Annotated in this window: 18 protein-coding genes and 1 pseudogene; all 19 read right to left on the bottom strand. The window is 50.5% G+C overall.

What is annotated here, in order from left to right:
* Position 1: 1 nt before the first annotated feature.
* Entirely contained in the window at positions 2–892 is an 891-nt protein-coding gene (gene nadC / locus QMK20_RS27185) for a carboxylating nicotinate-nucleotide diphosphorylase (protein WP_283654065.1), read from the bottom strand.
* Entirely contained in the window at positions 882–2495 is a 1614-nt protein-coding gene (nadB, locus tag QMK20_RS27180; protein ID WP_283654064.1) for an L-aspartate oxidase, read from the bottom strand. Before nadB ends, nadC begins: the two co-directional genes overlap by 11 nt.
* A gap of 279 nt (positions 2496–2774) precedes the next feature.
* Positions 2775–4817: an ATP-dependent zinc metalloprotease FtsH gene (ftsH, locus tag QMK20_RS27175; RefSeq protein ID WP_283654063.1), complete on the bottom strand. Its 2043-nt coding sequence runs from the start codon at positions 4815–4817 to the stop codon at positions 2775–2777.
* Between the two features lie 97 nt (positions 4818–4914).
* Entirely contained in the window at positions 4915–5454 is a 540-nt protein-coding gene (gene hpt, locus QMK20_RS27170) for a hypoxanthine phosphoribosyltransferase (RefSeq protein ID WP_014279057.1), read from the bottom strand.
* A gap of 47 nt (positions 5455–5501) precedes the next feature.
* Complete coding sequence (tilS, locus tag QMK20_RS27165) at positions 5502–6950, bottom strand: tRNA lysidine(34) synthetase TilS (protein ID WP_283654062.1); 1449 nt, start codon at positions 6948–6950, stop codon at positions 5502–5504.
* Between the two features lie 65 nt (positions 6951–7015).
* Complete coding sequence (locus tag QMK20_RS27160; protein WP_044646044.1) at positions 7016–7957, bottom strand: protein kinase domain-containing protein; 942 nt, start codon at positions 7955–7957, stop codon at positions 7016–7018.
* Positions 7941–8690 (bottom strand): vWA domain-containing protein, encoded by a 750-nt coding sequence (locus tag QMK20_RS27155; protein ID WP_283654061.1) that lies wholly within the window; start codon positions 8688–8690, stop codon positions 7941–7943. The genes QMK20_RS27160 and QMK20_RS27155 overlap by 17 nt, the downstream gene beginning before the upstream one ends.
* Positions 8691–8815: 125 nt before the next feature.
* Positions 8816–11323: a stage II sporulation protein E gene (spoIIE, locus tag QMK20_RS27150; protein WP_283654060.1), complete on the bottom strand. Its 2508-nt coding sequence runs from the start codon at positions 11321–11323 to the stop codon at positions 8816–8818.
* Positions 11324–11837: 514 nt separating this feature from the next.
* The gene (locus tag QMK20_RS27145; RefSeq protein ID WP_235306847.1) at positions 11838–12356 is read right to left on the bottom strand and encodes a S1 domain-containing RNA-binding protein; all 519 of its coding nucleotides are present in this window, start codon (positions 12354–12356) and stop codon (positions 11838–11840) included.
* Between the two features lie 123 nt (positions 12357–12479).
* Positions 12480–12809, bottom strand: coding sequence for an FtsB family cell division protein (locus tag QMK20_RS27140; RefSeq protein WP_044646042.1), 330 nt, complete (start codon positions 12807–12809; stop codon positions 12480–12482).
* 4 nt (positions 12810–12813) lie between these two features.
* A pseudogene (gene yabQ / locus QMK20_RS27480) lies at positions 12814–13393 on the bottom strand (spore cortex biosynthesis protein YabQ).
* Positions 13390–13674: a sporulation protein YabP gene (gene yabP / locus QMK20_RS27125; protein ID WP_014279048.1), complete on the bottom strand. Its 285-nt coding sequence runs from the start codon at positions 13672–13674 to the stop codon at positions 13390–13392. The pseudogene yabQ and the gene yabP overlap by 4 nt, the downstream one beginning before the upstream one ends.
* Before the next feature lie 148 nt (positions 13675–13822).
* Positions 13823–14101 carry an RNA-binding S4 domain-containing protein gene (locus tag QMK20_RS27120; RefSeq protein WP_014599342.1) on the bottom strand — a complete coding sequence of 93 codons (279 nt, stop codon included), beginning with the start codon at positions 14099–14101 and terminating at the stop codon, positions 13823–13825.
* Positions 14101–14373, bottom strand: coding sequence for an HU family DNA-binding protein (locus QMK20_RS27115; protein WP_007428028.1), 273 nt, complete (start codon positions 14371–14373; stop codon positions 14101–14103). Before QMK20_RS27115 ends, QMK20_RS27120 begins: the two co-directional genes overlap by 1 nt.
* Before the next feature lie 295 nt (positions 14374–14668).
* A complete protein-coding gene (gene yabN / locus QMK20_RS27110) occupies positions 14669–16174 on the bottom strand; it encodes a bifunctional methyltransferase/pyrophosphohydrolase YabN (protein WP_283654057.1) in 1506 nt (501 codons plus the stop codon).
* Between the two features lie 161 nt (positions 16175–16335).
* The gene (locus tag QMK20_RS27105; protein ID WP_283654056.1) at positions 16336–18141 is read right to left on the bottom strand and encodes a putative polysaccharide biosynthesis protein; all 1806 of its coding nucleotides are present in this window, start codon (positions 18139–18141) and stop codon (positions 16336–16338) included.
* A 142-nt stretch (positions 18142–18283) separates the two neighbouring features.
* Positions 18284–18826, bottom strand: a complete 543-nt coding sequence (gene spoVT / locus QMK20_RS27100) for a stage V sporulation protein T (RefSeq protein WP_044646039.1) — start codon at positions 18824–18826, stop codon at positions 18284–18286.
* 167 nt (positions 18827–18993) lie between these two features.
* On the bottom strand, positions 18994–20112 hold the full coding sequence (locus QMK20_RS27095; protein WP_283654055.1) for a peptidylprolyl isomerase: 1119 nt from the start codon (positions 20110–20112) through the stop codon (positions 18994–18996).
* On the bottom strand, positions 20096–23623 hold the full coding sequence (mfd, locus tag QMK20_RS27090; RefSeq protein WP_283654054.1) for a transcription-repair coupling factor: 3528 nt from the start codon (positions 23621–23623) through the stop codon (positions 20096–20098). Before mfd ends, QMK20_RS27095 begins: the two co-directional genes overlap by 17 nt.
* Between the last annotated feature and the right edge of the window lie 180 nt (positions 23624–23803).

The raw sequence follows: 23803 nt of genomic DNA, 5'->3' as shown, positions 1-23803 counted from the left end.
GTCACCTATCTTTCTTTGCGTTAAGGTCAAGGCTGATATCCAGATTATGAAAAGAGTAAGTCAGCCTGCCTACAGAAATCACATCTACGCCGCTCTCAGCCATCGCACGCACCGTTTCCAGCGATACATTGCCTGAAGCTTCCGTTTTGACATGTGGAGCCTGTTCCCGAATAAAACGAACTGCTTCCTTCATCTCCTGAACGGACATGTTATCCAGCATAATAATATCCGCTCCGGCATTCAGCGCTTCCTGAACTTGTTCCATATTTTCCGTCTCTACTTCAATCGTCATCGTATGCGGAATATGAGTACGTGCCCGGGTCACTGCCTGCATAATCCCACCGGCACCCTTGATATGATTATCCTTTATCATAACGGCATCGTACAAGCCAAACCGATGATTGGAACCGCCACCCACACGAACAGCGTATTTTTCAAGCAGCCGATGCCCTGGTGTTGTTTTCCGTGTATCCACCAAGCGCGTCGAAAGTCCGTGGAGCTGGTCGACAAAAGATTTTGTTCGCGTCGCAATGCCGGACATCCGCTGAATCAAGTTTAGAGCCAAACGTTCTCCAGTCAGAATCGCATGGGTACTCCCTGTCACTTCTGCCAGAACGGTCCCCTGCTCGATCCATTGCCCATCGGTCACCAGTGGAGTGAAGGACAGCGAGGGGTCTACGACCCGAAATACGAGTTCTGCCACAGGCAAGCCCGCAGCAACACCGGATTCCTTGGCATGGATTACCGCTTTGGATTGATGATTCGGCTCGATGGTCCAGCGCGTGGTCACATCGCCCGATCCTGTATCTTCTCGCAGCCAGCTGCGAATTTGTGCTGTCAGTTCTTCCTGATACCCGCTAAACTCTCCGTAATGCTCGCTGTTAGATGTCATGAACGCACTCCTCCGTTATCCCTTGCTCACGTCGCTGCTGGACATGCTTGCGCCATACGCCATCGTCTGCTGTAGGAAAATCGTCACGGTAATGTGCTCCCCTGCTTTCCTCACGCAGCAACGCCCCATCCGTGACCAGCAAACTACAGGTGAGCAAATTGGCAAACTCAATCTCTTCCCGACTGGTCAGGACAGCGCTCAAAACGGACATCTGCCCCCGTAGCTGATCCAGTGCTGCTTGCAGCCCCTCCCCATTCCGACGGACTCCGACATAATGAACCATTGTTTCTTGCAGCTTAAGCTGCTGCTCCATGATAGACGAAGCAAGAGAGTCCACGCGGTTGTCGTTGTAGGATATCAGCGTATGACCAGCCAGCGGCGGTAAAGAATGTAACCGCTCGACAATCCTGCTGCCAAATACGACCGCCTCAGATAACGAATTACTCGCCAACCGATTAGCCCCGTGTACACCCGTCGAAGACACCTCACCACAAGCGAACAGGCGTGCAAGGGTGCTTTCTCCATGCAAATTGGTCTGGATGCCGCCCATCATATAATGCGCAGCGGGCGCTATAGGAATCCAGTCCGTCGTTATATCGAGATCAAAGGACAGACATGTTCGATAAATGGTTGGAAACCGTTGCTTGATCCGTTCAGAAGGCTCATGTGTAATATCCAGATATACAAACGCAGCCTGGGTATGTTCCATCTCATGAACGATGGCACGAGCTACAATATCCCTTGGTGCCAGTTCCTGTCGGGAATCATACTGCTCCATGAATCGCTCTCCATGAATATTGCGCAGCACTGCCCCCTCGCCCCGCACGGCTTCGGAAATCAGGAATCTTGGAGCACCCGGATGACACAAAGCTGTCGGATGAAACTGTATAAATTCCATATCCCGCACAGCTGCGCCAGCGCGATATGCCATAGCAACCCCGTCCCCGGTCGCGATATCGGGATTGGTCGTGTATCGATATAATTGTCCGCCGCCCCCGGAGCATAAAATCGTTGCATTCGCAGTGACATATAATCGTTCGCCATTCGGCTTTTGAACCAGAGCGCCGATGCACTCGCCATGCTCGGTCAGCAGGTCGATCACCATATGCTCGTTCCATACCTCGATAGCGGGATGATCAGCGACCTTCTCTGACAATGCACGAACAATTTCATACCCAGTGGCATCCCCATTTGCATGCAAGATGCGCCGATGGCTATGTGCGCCTTCCTGTGTCAGCGCAAATTCGCCATTCTCCCGGTCAAAAGCCGTTCCTAAACGTATTAATTCCTGTACACCGCTTGGACCCTCATGAACAAGAGCCCTGACCGCTTCAGGTTCACACAAACCTGCACCTGCAATCAGAGTATCTTGAATATGATAAGCTGGTGCATCCTCAGCCGAAGTGACAGCGGCGATGCCGCCTTGCGCATACTTGGTGTTGCTTTCCAACAATGCCTTCTTGGTAATTAGCAACACCCGCCGATTCTCCGCAGCCTTAATGGCCGTATATAAGCCCGCAATGCCGGAGCCGATAATCATCACGTCGGCTTCGAATTTGGGTAATTCCGCTACATCAAAATCAACCAGATATCTTGGAATCATGCCTTCACCTGTTTCACAGAAGAATAGCGCACACCATAGGTTGTACAGTATGCGCTCAAGGTATATGTTCAAAAGGATTGAAAGTCGGTTACAGCGGCTGACAGCTTGTATAAGCTAAGAACACGAACAGCCGTTTATTTAACAATAAATGTACACAACGTTCCTTCGTCTGTCAAATCGCCTCAGCTATTTCTCCAGTATTTAAAAAGCTCCGGAAAACCAATCGTTACTGGTTCCCCGGAGCTTTCATCTACGCTTATTCAACTGTCAACCCGATGATCAGGTTGTTGTCGGTGGAGTGCCACCAGAGTTGCCCGAATTATTACCGTCCTCTGGCTTTTGCAGATTAGGAATATCATTCGGTTGATCCGTTGTATTCTTTGGCTCGTCATCCTTGCCTTGAATACGTACACGAACGTCTCCGATGTTGTCGATCACAGGCTCACCATTTTCCGGTGGTGTTCCTTCTCCCTCATTCGTGCTACCGTCCAAAGAACCTGTCTCGATCAAACGTTTAATTTGCTCAAGTTCCAGAGTTTCTTCTACCAGCAAGGTTTGGGCGATCAAATGAACCTCTTTGGAATACTTGGTCAGGAGTTCTCTGGCACGCTCATAAGACTCGGTGATGAAACGGTTCATCTCCTGGTCAATCTGATAAGCGATCTGATCACTGTAGTTCTGCTCATGACCGATATCCCGTCCAAGGAATACCTGGCCTTGCGAAGTGCCGAACTGCATTGGACCGAGCTTCTCACTCATACCGTATTCCACGATCATGCTGCGTGCGATGCTTGTTGCTTGTTGGAAGTCACTATAGGCACCTGTTCCGATTTCACCAATAAACAGTTCCTCGGATACGCGTCCACCCAGCAAACCAGTGATTTTGTCCAGTAATTCCTGCTTGGTTGTCAGCATGCGATCTTCCTTCGGAAGCATGATGACATATCCGCCTGCGCGTCCACGTGGAATAATCGTTACCTTGTGAACCATGTCGGCATTTTCCAGGAAGAAGCCGATAATCGTGTGGCCTGCTTCGTGATAAGCTACAATCCGTTTCTCGCGGTCACTGATTACGCGGCTGCGTTTTTCTGTACCTACGATAACACGGTCGATCGCTTCATCCACTTCTCGCATCGAAATATCTTTACGGTCACGACGGGCTGCCAACAACGCAGCTTCGTTCAACAGGTTTTCCAAATCAGCGCCTGTAAAGCCTGTTGTACGCTTCGCAATAACATCCATTTTAACATCTTTAGTTAATGGCTTGTTGCGTGCATGTACAAACAACACAGCTTCGCGACCTTTAACGTCTGGGCGATCAACTGTAATTTGACGGTCAAAACGTCCCGGACGAAGCAATGCCGGATCCAGAATATCCGGACGGTTCGTTGCAGCTACGATGATAATACCTTCGTTCGCTCCGAATCCATCCATCTCAACGAGCAATTGGTTAAGCGTCTGCTCACGTTCATCATGTCCGCCACCCAATCCAGCGCCACGTTGACGTCCGACAGCATCAATTTCATCAATGAAAATGATACATGGTGCGTTCTTTTTCGCGTTTTCGAACAAATCCCGTACACGGGAAGCGCCGACACCGACGAACATTTCTACAAAATCAGAACCCGAGATGCTGAAAAAAGGTACTCCAGCTTCGCCTGCAACAGCTCTCGCCAAGAGTGTTTTACCAGTACCCGGAGGGCCCACTAACAGAACACCCTTTGGAATACGGGCGCCCACAGCTGCGAACTTACGCGGATCCTTCAAGAATTCTACGACTTCAACAAGCTCTTGCTTCTCTTCGTCGGCCCCTGCCACGTCTTCGAAGGTGACTTTCTTCTTCTCTTCGTTATAAAGACGGGCTTTGCTCTTACCGAAGTTCATAACTTTGCCGCCACCGCCCTGCGCCTGATTAAACAGGAAGAAGAACAACAGGAACATGATCACCAAAGGAACAATAGAAGTCAAGAACGTCAGCCAAATGCTTTCGCCTTCCATTTTCTTCTGTACGTATTCAAATCCGTTCGTTTCACTAGCATTAACCAGTTCGGTTAAAGCAGAGTCCGTTGGCGGAACATACACAGAAAAATTGGTGGATTTGGCATTAGCCGGCTGCTTCTTATATGCACCGGTTACAAGATAGGCGTAACCGTCAAATTGGACCGTTACTTTAGAGATATTATTTGCTTTAACCTCTTGCCGTAATTGGTCATATCTAGGGAGATCGGAGGCTTCGTTACTGTTGCTGACAAACTGAACGATACCCACCACAACTAAAAAAAGAATCAAATAAAAACCAGAATTCCGGATGAACCGATTCATCCCCTACCTCCTCTCGAAACACTTAAGTTATTTTACCATAGCCTATAAGCCCTTCTCAACAAAGGACGCTATTTAGTCCTAGGACTGGAGGCTGAGATTAGCTGGTGTAGATTTCCGGCTTCAAAATCCCTATGTATGGGAGGTTCCGGTAGTGCTCGGCATAATCCAGACCATAACCCACAACAAACGCATCCGGAAGAGTAAATCCGGTATAATCAGCTTCAAGATTAACCGTCCGGCGGGCAGGTTTGTCAAACAGGGTTACGACACATACCGAATTGGCATTACGGTTCTTAAGCAATTCAATCAAATGAGTCAACGTCAGGCCACTGTCGATAATATCTTCGACGATCAGAACGTCGCGTCCTTCAACCGAAGCGTCCAAATCCTTAATAATTTTAACGACGCCTGATGACTTGGTGGACACACCATAACTGGATACAGCCATGAAATCAAGCTCAAGTGGTACTGTAATAGCTTTAACCAAATCCGCCATAAAGATAAACGCACCCTTCAGCACGCAGATCACCAACGGATTCTTTCCTTCGTATTGCACGCTGAGCTGTGCACCCAATTCCTTGATTTTACTCTGAATTTCTTCTTCGCTGATCAATACTTCCTGAATATCATTTTGCAACGGTGTAAACCTCCTAAGTTTATACTATGAAAGCCGTTCCTGCGCAATTACCGATGCCCTGGACTCTCCTGTCTTTGCCATGACATGTATATAACCGAAGACGTGTGCTTTTGCACCGCGGCATGTACAGAACGCCGCACGCCCGGAATCCAGAGAATAGCCCCGGAACGGTCGCAGACGACGGGAATAACGGGACGCAGCGAAGGAGGTATTTTTTCATCAATGAAAATATCTTTAACCTTTTTTCTTCCGTTTAATCCCATTACATACATGGTATCTCCAGGTAATCGCGAGCGTACTGTCAACGGCAGAACCAATTCATCTGCGTCGAAGCATGCTTCCTCCTCATTCGCCGGATTTTGTCCAACCGGATAAGAAGTTCTTCGCCACCGAAGTATCCCCCCCGCCTCAGGCAATTCAAGCTCACCGGAAATAGGCAATACGTCCAGTCCATAGCACCATTCGCCCATAACGCCTTGCGTACGGTCAAACAAAACCGCTTGGTCATATTCGCGGACTCCAACTGCACCGCCGCCCAAGTCCAGACTCCACGTGGATGGTCGTTCCTGGAGAAGCCTCAGTCGAACGGTCTCAATTTTACGAAAATCTAAATTTTCACTGTCCGAAGGCAGATAATTTAATATTAGTTTAATCAACCTCCGTTGTAAAGCAACGGATAGCTTACGATAGGAAGCGATGGAAAACATATACCTGCTGTTATCTATGTGCACCAATTCCTCATATACCGCCAGCGTGGATGCCTCCATAAAATCATTTTCGTCAGCCATGGTTTCAGCCAGCCTATTTAGAGAAGGTGTCAGTTGCTCATTATATTGCCCCAAAAAAGGAAGCACATCCATACGAATGGAGTTGCGGCGGTATTTCGATGATAAATTACTGCTATCCGTTACATAGGAAAGGTCATGATACTTGCAGAACTCGATCAGGTCAGCCTTGTACATACGAAGCAACGGGCGAATGAGTTGCACATTTTTTTCCTTGCGTGTCAGCCGCATACCCGCCAAACCCGCCGGGCCACTACCGCGCAGCAAGTGCAGAAGAACGGTTTCGGCCTGATCATCCCCATGATGAGCCATCGCAATATGCTGTGCCGCCCACTTTGCAGCCGTATCATGCAAAAAGGTATAGCGCAGCTCGCGAGCCGCTTCCTGCGGTCCCTTGCCGCTCTCCTTCATATAAGCGGGCACATCAACGCGAATCATTTCAAACGGAACCTCAAGTTTCAGGGCCATGTGACGTACCTCTTCAGCCTCCGCATCCGATTCCTCCGGTCTGAAGCCATGATGGACGTGAGCACAGATCAACTGCAAAGACATATGTACAACGGATATTTCATGTAAAATGTGCAAAAGGGCCACCGAATCCGGCCCGCCGGATACAGCAACCACAATGCGGTCTCCGGGGCTCCACAGCGAATGATCCCGCGCGAGGGCGAGCACTTCCTGTACAACACCGGTCGGTTTTGTTGTTCCCATTCACGACCCTCTTTTCTGCCGACCGAAAAATGATGATCCTCTGTTATCTTATGTAAGTCCTGCCGCTACCTTAGCGCAATCCAGAGCGCTCCGGCAAGCAGCAAAAGCGAGAGAGTGAAAGCATATCCCAGCCAGCGTGGAGTTCCTCTTTTCACGGACGATTGCCTGACATGCGCAGCAGCCAGACGCGACCAGGAACGAGCCGCCACACGGGTATCGGGATATTCTCCACGCACTGCACCCATCAGCCATTCGGCATAGGGTCGTAATACACGGCTACGACGAATGATGATGGTTAATTCCGCCGTATTACGCAGCTGTGGTAGCCTGCCCGCCGCTACTTTTAACGATTCGCCCTCCAATATATGAATAGTCAGAAGGGCAAAGGCAAACAGATCATACTGAGAATCGGCATTTCGACTGCCCGCATTCCAGAATCCCCTGTCATACCATTCTGTAAATTGCTTGACGCTCCGTCCCGCAAGTGACACCCCGCCATAATCAATCAACTCGGCTTCTCCATAGGCATTGACCAAAATATTTTGAGGCTTCAAATCGCCAAATACCCATCCTGCCTGATGCAGATCAGCCAAACGATTCAATATGCCAGTTCCAGCCACACCATACCATTCCGCTCCCTTGAGCGCCACAAAACGGTGAAGCGGGTCTCCCTTGACGTATCGCATGACATAAAAGGGTATTTCCCCACCGCTACGCAAGGATACATCGTCCACCTCGAACAAAAAGGATGGATGTCCGTTTTGCTGGAGAGCGGATTGGGTTCCCTGCGACTGCAATGTGGTCAGCACGTTAATCTCCGATTGCAGATCAAGCGTGTTCTTCCCCATTTTCAGAGCAAATTGTCGATCTGCCTGTGCCTCTTTTACCAAATATACAGTTCCGTTCGCCCCACGGCCCAGCAGACGCTGAATGACATAGCTGCTCCGCTTCCACTTGCCCTTGATGACCGTTCCGGGTGCAAGAACGGGATCAGACGACGTAGTCACCGAGCATCCCTTCTCCTTTGCCATAGGATTCTTCCATATCTTTCTGTTCCCCTAGTGTAACATATCGGTAATAATCAATCACTTGTAAAATGGCTGGACCTGTTGGCGTCGCCCCCTTCATCCGCAAACGGCCAAATATCGACTTAACCTGGCTAAGTTCAGAGGTCCAACCTATATCCATTACCGCATCTTCACCCATCCGTCCCCCAGGAAAATGAAAGACAGAAATACGGCTAGGCCCGCTTCTGGACTGTAAACTGAGCAGCAAATCCCGAATACTGTCTTCTACAGCAGGCAGCTTGGGCTTCATGCTCGCACTGGCATCAATGAGCAAAGCAATTTCCAAAGCGCTGGTTTCAGTCAGTTCATCCATCACCTCGACCACCTGGGCCCGTTTGGCCGGCGGCAGTTCACCGATATGTCGAGCGCCCCCCTCACCCAAAATATGCGTTAACTCTCTATTAACCGCCTGCTGAATCGTTTGAACCACTGTTTTGCGGGTCATCATCTGCATGGTCTGTGCCAACTGCTTCGTGCCTACGATTTGGCTGAAACCTCCTCCCGCTTTAGCGATTTCCTGAATCTCTGTACTTCCAAGCTCGCCAATCGTCCCGTAATCTATGACTCCGGCTACGTTCACCGTAATGCCTTCCTGTAAAGCCTGAGCCGCCGCCATGACCGGGCTGACACCCACATTAGAGCATCCGTCTGTAATGATCAAAATTTGCTTCATAGCTTTTTGACCTCCGCTTCCTCGTAATCTATCCTGATAGATTCTATCTTTGCCGAATCTCGAACGATTCAAACGAAGAGTGCGGATTTTTTAAAAGGATGCGGAATTTCCCGGGCAATGTCTATTCAGCTAACCGTACGCGGGCGCTCCTTCCAGCTCATACCCGGTACATGAAGCGTGGCCCATTCTGGGCGGAAATGATCTATTTTGCTAACAACTACCGTCATGTCATCATAGATTTGATTTTGCTGGTAACGAATAACTCGTTCCAATAGGCAGTCGGCCAACTGCTGCGGGTCATCGCTTTCAATTTCCTGAATCATGCGCTTCATCCATATTTCCTTGTTTACCGCATAACCCGGCGAGTCGTATATACCATCTGTGATCATGATCAAAATATCACCCGGCTGTAATTGAAGCGACACCAGATCAATTTCAATATCCTGTATAATGCCAATCGGCAAATTACTGGCAGATACGGGAATGACCTCCTCCCCTCTTTTAATAAAGCTCGGTGTTGACCCAATCTTCATGAATGTCGTCCGGGCCGTATACTGATCAATTAGCGCCATATCAACCGTAGCATACATCTCCTCGGGTGATCTCAGCATCAGAACAGAGTTGACCGACTTGATCGCCAGCTTCTCATCCATGCCGGATTGCAGTAATTCCTCCAAAATTTGAAGCGCCGCGCTGCTCTCTTGCTGCGCCCGCTCTCCATTGCCCATACCATCGCTCAAAGAGACTGCAAAGGTCCCGTTCCCCAGCTCCATCATGCTGTAGCTGTCTCCCGAGAAAAAATCCCCTCCTTTGGCAGCGCTTGCTACTCCCGTGGCAATTTCATATGTTTTGGCGGAGCCAAACATGACTGTAGCCAACCCCTGGCGGCGATCTGCCGCCGTTTCGCGCATCACAGCAATATGCTCGTCCAATATGTCCGACAGCAGTGGAGCAATGATTTTCCGGCATTCGTCAAATCCCCTTGTATAAGCATGGACAATCTCAATTTCTACTTGGCCCGCATCCAAATTAATAATCTCAATAGATTGTATGGATAAGCCCAGCCGATCAAGCGCCTCTCGTATTTGCTCCTCCTGCCGATGCATGGTTTGCCCTTCCCGCTGAATTTCCCGCGCCAAATCCTCCATAATCTGCGATACGCCCGATAGCTGATCAGCAACAAGCTGACGACTGTCGTATACTTGGCGTTTCCACTGCATATTATGCTGGTAGAGGCTATACTGCTGCTTCATCACTTGCAGCACCGCGCCCGTCTTGGCGCATGCCTTGCTCCACTGCGGCGGCATCTGCTCCGGCATCAAATTCGGATTATCCTCAATAGCACTCATCATTTCCGTCATATACTGATGGGTTTGCATAAACTTGCCGTCCCAGCACTGCTCGCACTTGAAGCAGGAGGCACACGTTCCCTCCGCCACAGCGTTCATAAAATGCTCGATTTCACCTTCCGGCTTCGCGCTCTCACTCGCAGATATCTGGTGAAAGCTGCGGGATAGCTGACTGAATACGCGGGAAAATTTCGTCACCCGCTCGGCAGTGAGATCACGGACCCTTTTGGCATACTCATGCTGGGATTTGGCGTGGTCCTGCGTACCAGGAACATAGGTGGAAACCGCTTTAAAGAAGCTTTTTGGGGTCATTAAGAATAATAGAATCGCCGCACAGCTCTCCCAGGTCGATGTTAGCACATCCCCGGTTCCGTCCAAATAGATCGTCAGAATTGAGGAACCTAGCAACATCCCGAGCGCCACAGCGCCTTTTCGCCCTTCACGCAGCATCCCTGCCAGCAAACCGGCAAATGCGAGCAAACTCATCTGCACAATCGCAGACATATTGGCCAAGCTTAAAATTAAACCGGTAATCACACCGACCGAAGCACCCAACGAAGCGCCTCCCACCAAGGCGAATACCAAGACCAAATAGCGAGATAGCACATGATCGACAGACAGTGAGTGAATCGTCCATCCTACCGCTCCCGTCATCACAGAGGCCAGTAAAATGATCAGACACAAAATTTCCTCATTTTTGAGCTGGCTTGTCTTTTTGCGATACGTAAACAATGGAATGGCCTGCGTAAAAACAAGTGTCAGCATAAAGCTGAGAACCGCATCCGTCCCTACGATGATAAGGTCATACCATGTGAAGGACGGGGCCATCACCGCGTAAAATAAATTGACCATAAACACAGACAGGAAAACCATAAGCGGGGCATAAGATAATTCCAGCCGATCAAAGGTTCGTAGCCCACGATACAGGAGATAGAATACAAGCAGCTCGCCGCCAATCATGAATAAGGATGGATAAGGGGCAAGCAGACTGCCCAACACGACCGATACAGCTACAGGCAGCATCAGATCACGCCGCAGGAACATGATGACTGCAAAATAAGCGAGGGCAAAAGGGGATAGCTCGTCCAAAATGGTGGCGCGTCCCAGTAAAAATCCCATCGCAGACAATAGCAGCATCCATCTTTGCGCCGTTACCCATTGCACTGCTTTATGTGAATCCAGCCGCTTCTTGAGTCTGGAAGACCAACCTTCCGTACGTTCTTTAGATTTGGACTTTCTGGATTTCAACCCTGGAAAATGTACCACGTTCCATTTCTCCATCATGCGTCAGGCACCCCATTCATCAATTTGATGTTCCCATCTTAAACCGGAACGACTGAGAAAGTTTGTCAGAACCTCACGTCTTATTCCAAGAAATTTCCGACAAAAAAACGTTCTGCGCGAAAGCACAGAGCATCGGCCTCAATGCCAAGCTACGTCCGCTTGGAAGCGTATGGTAATTACGAGCGCCCTCTCCCTACAAAGCCCCTTCCTGTCGCCCACACTTTCGCTTAGACTAGCGATTAGCCCAGAAGATAGACGGAAAACCGTTGGAGTTTGTCGGACGATTAAGTCCACACGACAAAAAAAACGTCCACTTTTCAGCTTGATCGCCCTGCTTTTTCTTCAACAAATCTTGAATACCATAAAACGCATGCAAAATTACCGCCGGATGGATCTCCCACGCTCCCATAGCTCTTCATATATTTCAGCTATTGTCGGCAGAACGCAAAAAAACCGTAGCAGTCTTTCGACTGTACGGTTTTCCGTGTATGGTTGATACGGTTGTCAAAGTGAATTAAACACGCTTCGCGCCGCGTCCTCCGCGTTTACCTTCGGTGTTCTTTTTCAGCGACGAAATGCGTTCCTCACTATCTTTCAGGAAGCGTGACATTTTATCCTCAAATGAAGGTTTACCCGGTGCAGGCTTGAACGAACGGCCTCCACGATCGCGGTTGAAACCACCACCACCGCGTCCTTGACTTGGACCTGAACCTCCACCGCCGAAACGGTCGCCTCCGCCTGGTCCTCCTGTGCGCTCCGGTCTTGGAGCTCTTGGCGGACGGGCTTCACTTGCCGGCTTGTCAATCGTTTGCTTAATGGAAAGTCCGATTTTGCCGTCTTTGTCAACATTAATGACTTTCACCGTCACGACATCATTAATCTTCAGGTGATCGTTAACATCCTTAACGTAGTTATCGGCGATTTCCGAGATGTGAACGAGACCCGTGACACCTCCAGACAAATCCACAAATGCTCCAAAATGCGTGATGCCTGTCACTTTGCCCTCTAACTTGGTGCCCACTTCAATTGCCATAGAATAAAATGATCCTCCCTTAAAATATACAACCGATTTTTTTGCAAAAAAATCCCGCTGTGGTGATTTGATTATACAAAATGGCGGAACCAAGGTCAACTAAGCATTGACCCAATGATGCGCCTATTTCTGCTCCCCGATGATTGGCGTCTCTTCCGGTTTGTAAAGACCGTACTTGCTTCTGGCGATTTCTCCGATATACTCGGGGTCCTTAAGACGATTCACTTCAGTTTGGAGCTGTTGTTCCGTTTGTGTAGCAGCTTGCTTCTGTTTTTCCTTCTGGGTGAGCTGTTCACTTCGATCGGCCATAATCATACCTTGAGAAAAAAAGGTAAAAATAGCCCAACTACCAAAGGCGGCAAGCGATAGCAACCAAATCATGATTCGCCTGCGCCCGCCCGCGTTGGACTTGGACGTAGGAGATGAATGGCGATCTACAGACGAATTACGCATGATACTACCTCCTTCCAAACCATCTTTTTGCTGTGTTTTTCAGTCTGATGCCGAGCTTTACAAGCAATTCTGGAGTCCTCCAGCGCGCTTTAAGCGGACCGATCAGCCAGACGAGCGGCTTCCAAACCGGCATCAAGATGTATATCAGCATCCTTCCCAGGAGCACAATAAGTGCCCATGTCCATCCGACCAGCTTGCGTACCAGCCGATACAGCGCCAACACCGGATGAACAATCAGGATGCGCAGTATGCTGTTCACGATCAACGTCAGTCTGCGGACTATCTTTAATAACATTACCACAAAACGTTGGGTTGTAACACTAAAGGCCCAAAAATAGAGCCAAACCCCCCAAAAGTAGTCCTAAAAAGACATAAAACCGCAGCTCACCGCGATTACTCGCGTACAGCACACGGAAAATAAACAGGGCCGAGGCCACCCAATACAGCACGTCCAACATATGAATGCTCCAACGGGCAAAATGAAAGCGGATGGACAGCACCCGGTAGCTGTCGAACACCACTCCCATGGCTATGCCCGACAGCAGCATCCACGTCAATGTCAGCCATTGTGTGTGAGGGTTCATTTGAAGAGCTTGCCGAATAGGCTTTTTCCGTTTTTGGCCGGGGCCCCGGGCTCCAGGTAGACGAGGGAAGTAATCAGACCTTCAATGGACAGCAGCCCCTCTTCCAGACTGAGATTTTTGATATGTAAATGCTGTCCGCGAATGGTGAGATGACCCAGCTCGGTCTGAAGCAGGAACTCTTCACTGTCAAAGCTCTCCACATTGCTGACGCCTGAAATGTCGAGCTGCTTTCGGCTTTGCATGCGCAGGTCATGGTGTTTGGGCTTCCCTTGTTCAATCATGGCATGTACCCCTCCTTCTGTTCTTAGCTTATGAAGGGGACAACAGGATTTAGAACTGCACGAAAGAAACTGCATAAGAAAAAGCACCCCTTCATGAGAATATGAAGGGATGCTTTAATGTACAGCATATTAGAAAGTTAGATTCCAGTTACCAGTTCAAACCATTGTCTCTGGCAATGGGCTCTTCCTTCACTAAAGTGTACATACTTGCAGCCTCGTCCTTGCGTGTAGTGTCGGCGAGCCGTTCCACTCGCACAGTCACCAGCTTCTGGCCAAACTGGACGGTGATTTCATCGCCCACTTTGACCGCACTGCTCGGCTTGGCTTCGCGTCCATTCACCACGACTCTCCCTTGTTCGGAGACGTCCTTGGCTACCGTACGCCGCTTAATCAGCCGCGAGACTTTCAAGAATTTATCAAGACGCATTAGTTGACGGCTTCTTTAAGCTTATTACCGGCTTTAAAAGCAGGAACGGTCGATTCTGGAATTTCAATCGTGTTGCCGGTTTGTGGATTGCGGCCTGTACGGCTGGAACGCTTGCGCGTTTCAAAAGTACCAAAGCCGATCAGTTGCACTTTGTCGCCGCTGGCGAGTGCATCTGTAATTTCACCAAGAACGCCATTCAATACAGCTTCAACGTCACGTTTGCTCAAACCGCTTTTGCTGGAAATATTGTTGATCAGATCTGTCTTGTTCATAAGTTAAAAGCCTCCCAAATGTCAAAAAATAATCATCACGCTGCATGTCCATAAAATGGGGCAGACGTGAGGTCAAACTGCGGCCGAAGCCGCTCTGAACACAACTGGTGTACGGTTGCCCGTAGACTACAGTTATTTTCAGAATTACTACAAGTTATTCTGGCTTGGCCTTAAAAATCCTGCAATGGCAGTCGTTTTTTAATTCGACCCCAGTTAAGCCAACATCCTACTACAAAAGCCTCCCCATTGGCAAGTCTCCTCAAATGGACACGCTCCACACGGGCATTTGCCGCCTTTACGGCCTAAGATCTGCCAAGAGTTTTTTCGCTTCCTGCCAGTACGTCTCCATCTCATCCACGCTACTATCCTCGGGACGTCGTCCCTGCTCGCGTAATCTTTTCTCAATGTACTGGAATCGGTCCATAAATTTGCGGTTGGTGGCGGACAGTGCCTCTTCTGGATCAACTCCCATAAAACGGGCCGCGTTCACAGCAACGAATAGCACGTCGCCCAACTCCAGCAACTGCGCCTCCACGGAATGTCCCTCGCGGACCGCTTCCTTCAGCTCAGCCACTTCTTCGTCCAATTTGTCGAATACGCCTTCAATGCCATCCCAGTTAAAGCCTACTTTCGCCGCCTTTTTCTGGAGCTTGTACGACTTCATGAGCGCAGGCAAATCACGAGGGACACCATCCAGTACGGAAGGCTGTGCTGAAGCTGTGCCTTTCATCCGCTTTTCCTCGGCTTTCATCTGCTCCCAGTTTTGCAGCGCCTCTTCCGCATCCTTCGCCTGATTGTCTCCAAACACGTGTGGATGGCGGAAAATGAGCTTGTCATTCAGTCCTTGAATCACATCATACACATTGAAGGTTCCAACTTCTTCTTCCATCTGGGCATGCAGCAAAATTTGCAGCAGCAGATCGCCCAGCTCTTCCTTCATGTGATCAGGATCGTCCTCATCTATCGTTTCAATGACTTCATAGGTTTCCTCGATCAGATTTTTGCGGATCGACTGATGCGTCTGTTCCCGGTCCCATGGACAACCTTCCGGACTGCGTAAAATATCAACAATCTCATGCAGGCGGTCAAAAGAACGCCGTTTCAGCGCATCATCCTCACTACGCGGTATGTACACCAGAGACAGGTTTCCGTAGCCCTCCACCCGATCCAGCTCGTACAGTGGCACTTTATGCACCGCTTCCTCGCCCTCCACGCCAAGCGCATGACCAACGTAGACCTCATAGTCATCAGGATAGCGCTCCATTAAACACAGCTTCACATCTGAAGCCGTAAACGTATCATATACCTGTCCGATCAGCGTGTGCAACTGAGGTTGAAGCCAGCTCGCATCCAGCGTACCTGCGTCCAGCAACTGGAAACCTTCAATCGGGTCAAAACCAAGACGCACAAAAGCTTCATCCAGAAAACTTTCGCCGCCAAGGATGTTCAGTTTAATGTCCTGCGCAGGGCAACGCTCTTTGAGCAATTGTACTGCCGCTTCCGCTACCATCGGGTGACCCGGAACCGCATAGACGATTTCGCTTCCGTCGGCAGCTTTAGCGGCCGCTGCTATCAACTGAATGGTAATTTCCTCGTATACCTCTGGAAAAGATTCCTTGGTCTCATACACGGTGTCAAACGACTCGAAGGCCACTCCAAACTCATCCAGCACCTTAACTGCCGGGTGCTCCTTCGTCCGCAGATACAGCGCCGAAGCGCCCCGCATTTTGTTCAATATCCCTATCGTAAGCTGATCCGGGTCTCCCGAGCCTAATCCTACGACTGTTAGTATTGCGCTCATGTCCAATCCTCCGTTCCGCAGAAACGTGGCACACACTCCGTAAATATACGGCGCGTTGCCTGCTTCCGCTTCCTTTGCTTTGGCACTACTATACCACAAAGTATATACAGGCTCATAAAATGGCTACCCCGCCGCGCAACCGCAAGCGGCATAGCTACGGGCTACGCCAGCACGCGCAGTCTGCGCAGCACGGCTGCCAGCGGGCGTCCGAGCTTGGGCACCGCCGCAAGCTCCGCCTCCGTGATCAGCCTCAAGCGTGCGAGGCCGATCACAAACACCACGGCGCCTGCGGCTACGCCCAGCAGGCTTTCCGCCGCCGCCGTGGCACGGCCTCCGGCGGCCCACCCCAAGGCACCCAGCGCGGCGCCGGTGCCCCACATCGCCGCCGCAGCTGCGCAGGCCAAGGCGACAAGCAGTACCGCCGGCTTGAGCACGCTGGCGGACCAGCTCCAGCGCAGCCCCGCCAGGCGGGCGAGCAGCGCGATGTTGATCGCCGCTGCCAGCAGATAGGCGGCGGCTCCCGCGATGGCTGCGCCAGCCGTGCCCAGCTGCGGCACGAGCAGCCAGTTCAGCAACGCCTTGGCTGCGGCTACGGCGAGCATCGCCAAGGCTGGGGCGCGAACTGCCCCCAGCCCTTGCAGCAGCGCCGCCGAGATAATGCTGAGCGTGCCGCCTACGGCAGTCAGCGCCATCCAGCGCATGACTCCGCTGCCGGTGTCATCCGCGTACAGCATCACATTGACGGGCACCGCCAGCACAATTAAGCCTGTCGCGGCCGCTAGTCCCAACAGCCAGAACCAGCGCAGCGATTGCTCACACTGGCGGCGCGCCAGCTCCGTGCCGCCCGTTACCCGGGCTTCCGCTAACGACGGAATGAACAATGCCGACAGCGTGGTGGCAAACATCATCACCAGCTGTACAAGCGGCAGACCGCGGTTATAGACACCGAAGGCCACCATAACTCCTGTATCGTCCAATCCCTCCTGCTTTAACAAGCGAGGTACCGTAAACGTGTCCACCAAACTAATCAGCGGAACGGCCAGCGCTCCCAGGCAAACAGGCAGGGCATAACGAAGCAATGCCTTTAGTAAAGCACCGTAGCTCTCTGTCCGGTAGGCTCCTCCAGCCTGCTCCTGCGCTGTCCCGGCTGCACTCTCTAGCACACCTGATACGACAGCACGACTGCCACTCACCAAATCGTCCGTCGTTCTCTCTATGACGCCAGAACGTCCAGACGCAGTCTCCTGTATGCCCATCTGTTCTGTCTTCCCAGCGACCTGCAAAGCCTGCTCAGACAGCCTCCCTTGCCTTCTGAGCTTCTTCCTGTGGTTGCGCCAGAATAGCAGCATGACGACCAGACCCGCTGCCCCGCCAGCCGCAGAACCAAAAACAGCCCCGGCAGCAATCATATCGGGTCCGGCTCCTTGCGACAGCATAAGCAGCAACAGCATGATCATCACACCCACCCGTACCGTCTGCTCCGTCACTTGGGAGACAGCGGTCGGGATCATATTTTGCAAGCCCTGAAAATATCCCCTTAGCCCTGCCATAACCGGCACGAACAAAAAGGCAAAAGCCGCCGCCCTCACCGAGGGAATGACATGAGCATTGTCGATCCACTGACCGATCAGCGGTGCGCACGTATACATCAGCACACCCAGAATCACACCAAACATGCCCAATACAAGGGAGGATAACCGGGCTACACGTTGCCCTGCGGCCCGGTTTCCCACCGCCTCATACTCAGCTACAAATTTGGATATCGCTGCCGGAAATCCAGCAGCGGCAATGGTAATCAACAGCGTATAAAAAGGATAAACCGTATTATAAATACCGAAAACGCCGTCACCGCCGATATTTTGCAGCGGGATTTTTTGCAATGTACCGATCAGCTTGCTCGCTACCGCCGCCAGTGTCAAAATGACAGCACCCCGTAGCAGCCGCGAAGCGGCGCGATTTTCCTGCATCGTCCGTTCCCCACTCCTACCTAAAATATGCATCTTTCACGAGTCCTATTATACCGCCTCTTTCTCTGGAAAGAAAAAAAGCCCTGCAAGACGACAGACGGCTTTCACCATTCAGTACGTCTTACAGGGTCGGACCGGGGGATTACTGTTCCATTTGTTTACCGAGGAAACCAGCGGCTGTTTCAGCCATTTTGATCTCCATTTCGGCCATTTTCACGTTTTCGTCCTTGTTCAGTAACACAACGGAACCAATAGGATCACCACCCGAAACAATGGGAGCCGCCACAAAGGACGAGAGTGTTTCTTCGTGGTCTCGGGTCAGCTCATAGGAGCCGCTGGCTGTTTCCAGTACCGTTTTGCGATTATCCATACTACCTTCGATAATGCTGCCGATCGGCTTGTCCAGAAACTCTTTTTTAGAGCCTCCGGCCACCGTAATAATGGTGTCCCGGTCGGTAATCATCGTAATATGGCCTGTGCTTTCAAACAGGGACTCAGCGTATTCTTTGGCGAAATCACCAAGTTCACCGATAGGTGAATACTTTTTCAAAATGACTTCTCCGTCACGATCCACAAAAATTTCAAGCGGATCTCCTTCACGAATTCTCAAGGTGCGGCGAATTTCCTTAGGAATAACTACCCGCCCCAGATCATCAATACGGCGAACTATACCAGTAGCTTTCATTTCACATGTTGCCCCACTTTCTCAAGAAGAATTTAGTAAACTACTGACGGTATCGAAAGACGCTTCCGCTCCCCCGGAAGCGGTCACGAAGAACGTCACGGTCATGGTGTTTATGGTGATATCTGACCATAGTATTCATCTGTTCCCAATTCCTTATGCATGTTCAGTTATTTACCTTCGGTTGTAGCTCCGTCCTTGGCTGTTCCTGCTTTGGTATCAGTGGTGCCATTTGTAGTGCCCTCAGGCGTAGTTGTGCTTCCAGCGCCCGGTGTGGTGCCGCTTTTCTCTTGCGTGGCAGGTACCTTCGGCAGATTAATTTTCAAATCAAGATTGGCCAAATCCTTCTCGGTAAAGTTTTGAATACTTTCACCAGCCAGCTTGTTTTTCAGCGCAGCCTTCTCGTTGTCCTTCAATTTATCAAACGTAGGCTCATTGCGGGATTCCACCTTGATGATGTGATATCCGTATTCTGTTTCCACCGGATCTCCGATTTTATTGATCGGCTGCTTCTCAGCTGCTTCTTTGAATGCAGGCACCCATTGAGCTACGGATGCATTCTCATACAAACCGCCATTGGAAGCCGAACCCGGATCTTCTGAGTATTTCTTGGCAATCGTCGCAAAATCAGCCCCGCCATCCAGCTTCGCCTTCACTTCTTTGGCCAGTTTGAGAGCATCTTCTTTTTTGCGTTCTTTTTTCGTTTTTGGATCCTGGAAATTAATCAGTACATGACGCACGGTTGCTGTCGTGAATTGATCTTTGTTTTTCTCAAATTCCTGTTTCAGCTGATCGTCCGTCACTTTGTTCGTCTCACTGTTGATCACCGTCATCACACGGGTAAAGTAATCCTTCACACCCTGCTCAGTCAGCTTTTGATCACTTAAAAATGTCTTGAATTTAGCATCTCCGACCGACTTCTTATACTGCTCCAGTTGTTCGGTTCCTTCTTTGGCGCCCTGTTCCTTGGACTTATCGTCTGCTTTTTCAGCCAGAAGCTTGTACACCACTTCTTGCTTGGCAATTTGCTCCCGCACCTGATCCGAAGCAAGCATCGCTCCATATTCCGGATACAGGAATTTCATCATACTGATTTCCTGGTTAAACTCATTTTCCGTAATGGTTCCGCCAGTGTAGGTCACGACAACCTTACTGCTGTCCTTCGGTTGGTCCTTGACCTTACTCTCCTCGGCTTGCTTCGTACATGCTGCCAGCACCGATATAGCCAGCACCGCGGCAATGGCCACCGATAGCATTCTCCAAGGTTTTCTTTTATTTGGTTGTGACATTTTGCAGTTCCTCCTTCAATGTGAATGCATCTTTTAGTGCACTCAAAAATTGCTCCAGCAGCTCTAGTATCTGTGGATCATCCAGACCTTTGCCCTTGATGCGTGCGCTCATAGGAGTGCCCTGTTCAAATTGTACACGTCTTTCAAAGCGATTGCCAATCTCCGCAAGTTTGGCGGTCTGTACCGCCTGCTGGCGCCCTTCGTGGAATTTCAACACGATGTTGTCATCCCGCTGGACAATGGACTCAATGCCATACATGCGTCCGTATACCTTGAGACGGGCTACAGCCAACAAATGACGCACAGCCTCCGGCAAATCACCAAAGCGGTCAACCAGCTCATCCTCCAGCTCCATTGCCTCGTCAAACGTGCTGACTGCTGCAACCTTTTTATAAATCTCAATCTTCTGAATACTGTCGTAAATATAATCTCCTGGCAGGTAAGCATCCACGCCCAAATCAATGGACGTACTCCAATTTCGATTCGACAGATCCTCTTCTCCAAGCACGCTAACCTTGCGCTTATTAATTTCCTCAGCCAGCATTTGCGAGTAAAGATCAAAACCGACGGATGCAATGAATCCGTGCTGCTCTGCACCAAGCAAATTCCCCGCTCCACGAATCGACAAATCGCGCATCGCGATCTTGAACCCGGAGCCCAGCTCCGTAAACTCCTTGATCGACTGAAGACGCTTCTCTGCCACTTCCGTCAGCACCTTATCCCGCTGGTACGTAAAATAAGCATAGGCAATCCGGTTGGAACGGCCTACACGCCCACGCAGCTGATAAAGCTGGGACAGCCCCATTTTATCGGCATCATGCACGATGAGTGTATTCACATTCGGAATATCCACCCCGGTCTCAATAATGCTGGTGCTGACCAGTACATCATATTCACCGTCCAGGAAGTCCAAAATGGTCTTCTCCAGCTCGGATTCGGACATCTGGCCGTGACCCACGCCCACCTTGGCATCCGGCACAAGCGCATTGATCTCGGCAGCCATTTCCTGAATACCCTGTACGCGATTATACAGGTAGTACACCTGTCCTCCGCGTGCCATCTCGCGTTCAATCGCCTCACGCACCAACGTTTGGCTGTGCTCGACAACATAAGTCTGCACGGGAAAGCGGTTTTCTGGCGGTGTCTCAATGACCGACAAGTCGCGAACCCCGAGCATAGACATATGTAGCGTACGCGGGATAGGCGTAGCCGTTAACGTCAGCACGTCCACATTCGTTTTCAGCTTTTTCAGCTTTTCCTTGTGCGTCACGCCAAACCGCTGCTCCTCATCGACAATGAGCATCCCCAGATCCTTAAACACCAGATCCTGCGACAGCAAGCGATGGGTGCCAATGACAATATCGACCGTCCCCTGACGAACCCCTTTAATCGTCTCATTCTGCTCCTTGCGTGAACGGAAACGGCTCAACACCTGAATGTTGAACGGATACCCGGAAAAGCGCTCACGGAACGTCTCATAATGCTGCTGTGCCAAAATCGTCGTCGGTACTAACACAGCCACCTGCTTGCCCTCAATAGCCGACTTAAACGCAGCGCGAATGGCAACCTCTGTCTTGCCGTAGCCCACATCACCACACAGCAAACGATCCATCGGACGGCTCTGCTCCATGTCCTTCTTGATCTCTTCAATTGCCCGAATCTGGTCACGTGTCTCTTCATACGGGAACATATCCTCAAATTCCTGCTGTTCCGGTGAATCCTTTTCAAAGGCAAAACCCGGCGCTGACTGCCTTTCTGCATACAGCTTGATCAAATCATCAGCAATGTCCTGAACCGAGCTGCGAACCTTGCTCTTCACCCGTGTCCATTCATTTCCGCCCAGCTTGTAAATCTTAGGTTCCTTGTCCTCTGAGCCGACATACTTCTGAATCAGGTCAATCTGCTCAATCGGTACAGACAGCTTATCGCCGCCCGCATAGAGAATGTGCATGTAATCCTTATGGATACCGCCAACCTCCAGCGTACCGATCCCCATGTACTTCCCGATCCCGTGATTCTGGTGTACAACATAGTCGCCCACCTTCAGCTCGCTATAGCTCTTAATCCGTTCTGCGTTGTCCACATGGCGGCCCTGCTTGCGTGCTTTGCGTTGCTTTTGCGAGAACATTTCGCCCTCAGTAATCACTGCCAAATGAATAGATGGCATCTCAAAACCGCTTTGCAAATTGCCAATAGCCATCGTTGGTTCATCAATACCGTAATCCTGAAGCACCCGGCGCATCCGATCCAGCCGCTCGTCTCCACTCGCCAGCATCATAACCTGCGTGCCCGCCTTGCGCCAGCGATCCATTTCTGCCTTGAGCACATTCATTTGACCGTGGAAATCCTGCATGCCCCGGCAGATGAAATTCAAAATATTTTGCGGCTGCGTATGCGGAACCTGACGGAGAAAGATCGACAGGAACAACGTCTGGAATCTCCGGTTATATAGCAGATTGTCCACGTTATCCGACAGCTCCAGCTGCGGTAACGTTTTACCGTTTTGAAGCAAATGCAGATTCCATTCGGACTCATCCCGTTCGAGCTGCTTGGCTGTTTCCAGCATCCGCGCCGGTTCATCAATAATCAGAATGGTGTCTTCCGGCATGTAATCTGCCAAGGTTTTGCGTTCGGGATACAACAGCGAGATATATTTATAGATTTCGTCAAAATACACATGCTCACGCAGCAGCTCAATTTCGCGGTGAATCTCTTCTTTCAGATGCAGCTTGGCCTGACGGTCTGTCATTTTGCCGAGCTGCTCCTCCAACAGAATCGCTGCGGCATCTGCCGCCTGATCCATACGAGCGTTATCCGCTATGACTTCCTTGCACGGCGTTACGGTAACTTCCTGCACCTTTTCCACCGAACGCTGATCTTGCGGGTCGAACATACGGATGGAGTCAATTTCATCATCGAACAGCTCCACGCGGTAGCCCCAACGGGTTGTCATCGGATAAAAATCGATAATCCCGCCACGGACACTCATCTCTCCACGTGATTCTACACGCTCCACCCGCTGGTACCCCATCTCGACCATATGCAGCAAAAACGGCTCCAGTTGGATCGTTTCGCCTTCTTTCAGCTCGATTCGGGCTTCACGCCATGTCTCTGGAAGCGGCAGCAAACGCCGGACACCAGAAAACGGCACGACAACAATCCCACGAAAACCCTGGGCGCATCGTATCAATACTTCAATTCGTTGGGATAGCGTCTCCGGGCTGGATATGGCGGCCTCAGCAGCTACCAGCTCATTCGAGGGGTACAACAAAACCCGTTCTGGAGGAAGCGCTTCCTGCAAATCATCTGCTATTTTTTGAGCGGCAAACATGTTGTGCGTCATGACCAGAATCGGTCGTCCGGTATCTTCGGCAAGCGCGGCCATCAGTACCTGTCGGGAAGAGCCCGATAAACCAGATATGAGCTGTTCCTTCATGCCTGATGAAATACCTGCTGCAATGGATGCATAGTCAGCATCCTTGGTAAAAGCCTGAATAAGTGCTTGTAACAAAAAAGGCACCCCTTTATGCTTATAAATAGTTGCATGTAAATTTATTCACAATAACGGCATGTAACTGAATAGCAACAGGTATTACATGCTTACTCTGGGAGAGAGCAGCAAACTGAAAAAGAAGCCTCAGCAAGGCTGCCAAGGCTCCATAAGCGGGATTACCGCCTCACCTCTCAAGCT

This window comes from Paenibacillus sp. RC334 (assembly GCF_030034735.1).
GTDB lineage: Bacteria > Bacillota > Bacilli > Paenibacillales > Paenibacillaceae > Paenibacillus > Paenibacillus terrae_A.
Note: the sequence above shows the minus strand (reverse complement) of the source record. Positions and strands in the feature narration are given on the sequence as shown.

Coding starts and splice junctions, on each gene's coding strand:
- spoIIE (WP_283654060.1), bottom strand. CDS start 11,323: ATGATGGAGAAATGGAACGTGGTACATTTTCCAGGGTTGAAATCCAGA.
- yabP (WP_014279048.1), bottom strand. CDS start 13,674: ATGATTGAACAAGGGAAGCCCAAACACCATGACCTGCGCATGCAAAGC.
- QMK20_RS27140 (WP_044646042.1), bottom strand. CDS start 12,809: ATGCGTAATTCGTCTGTAGATCGCCATTCATCTCCTACGTCCAAGTCC.
- ftsH (WP_283654063.1), bottom strand. CDS start 4,817: ATGAATCGGTTCATCCGGAATTCTGGTTTTTATTTGATTCTTTTTTTA.
- spoVT (WP_044646039.1), bottom strand. CDS start 18,826: ATGAAAGCTACTGGTATAGTTCGCCGTATTGATGATCTGGGGCGGGTA.
- tilS (WP_283654062.1), bottom strand. CDS start 6,950: ATGGGAACAACAAAACCGACCGGTGTTGTACAGGAAGTGCTCGCCCTC.
- QMK20_RS27105 (WP_283654056.1), bottom strand. CDS start 18,141: ATGCAGGAAAATCGCGCCGCTTCGCGGCTGCTACGGGGTGCTGTCATT.
- QMK20_RS27145 (WP_235306847.1), bottom strand. CDS start 12,356: ATGGCAATTGAAGTGGGCACCAAGTTAGAGGGCAAAGTGACAGGCATC.
- QMK20_RS27155 (WP_283654061.1), bottom strand. CDS start 8,690: ATGAAGCAAATTTTGATCATTACAGACGGATGCTCTAATGTGGGTGTC.
- yabN (WP_283654057.1), bottom strand. CDS start 16,174: ATGAGCGCAATACTAACAGTCGTAGGATTAGGCTCGGGAGACCCGGAT.
- nadC (WP_283654065.1), bottom strand. CDS start 892: ATGACATCTAACAGCGAGCATTACGGAGAGTTTAGCGGGTATCAGGAA.
- QMK20_RS27095 (WP_283654055.1), bottom strand. CDS start 20,112: ATGTCACAACCAAATAAAAGAAAACCTTGGAGAATGCTATCGGTGGCC.
- QMK20_RS27115 (WP_007428028.1), bottom strand. CDS start 14,373: ATGAACAAGACAGATCTGATCAACAATATTTCCAGCAAAAGCGGTTTG.
- QMK20_RS27120 (WP_014599342.1), bottom strand. CDS start 14,101: ATGCGTCTTGATAAATTCTTGAAAGTCTCGCGGCTGATTAAGCGGCGT.
- nadB (WP_283654064.1), bottom strand. CDS start 2,495: ATGATTCCAAGATATCTGGTTGATTTTGATGTAGCGGAATTACCCAAA.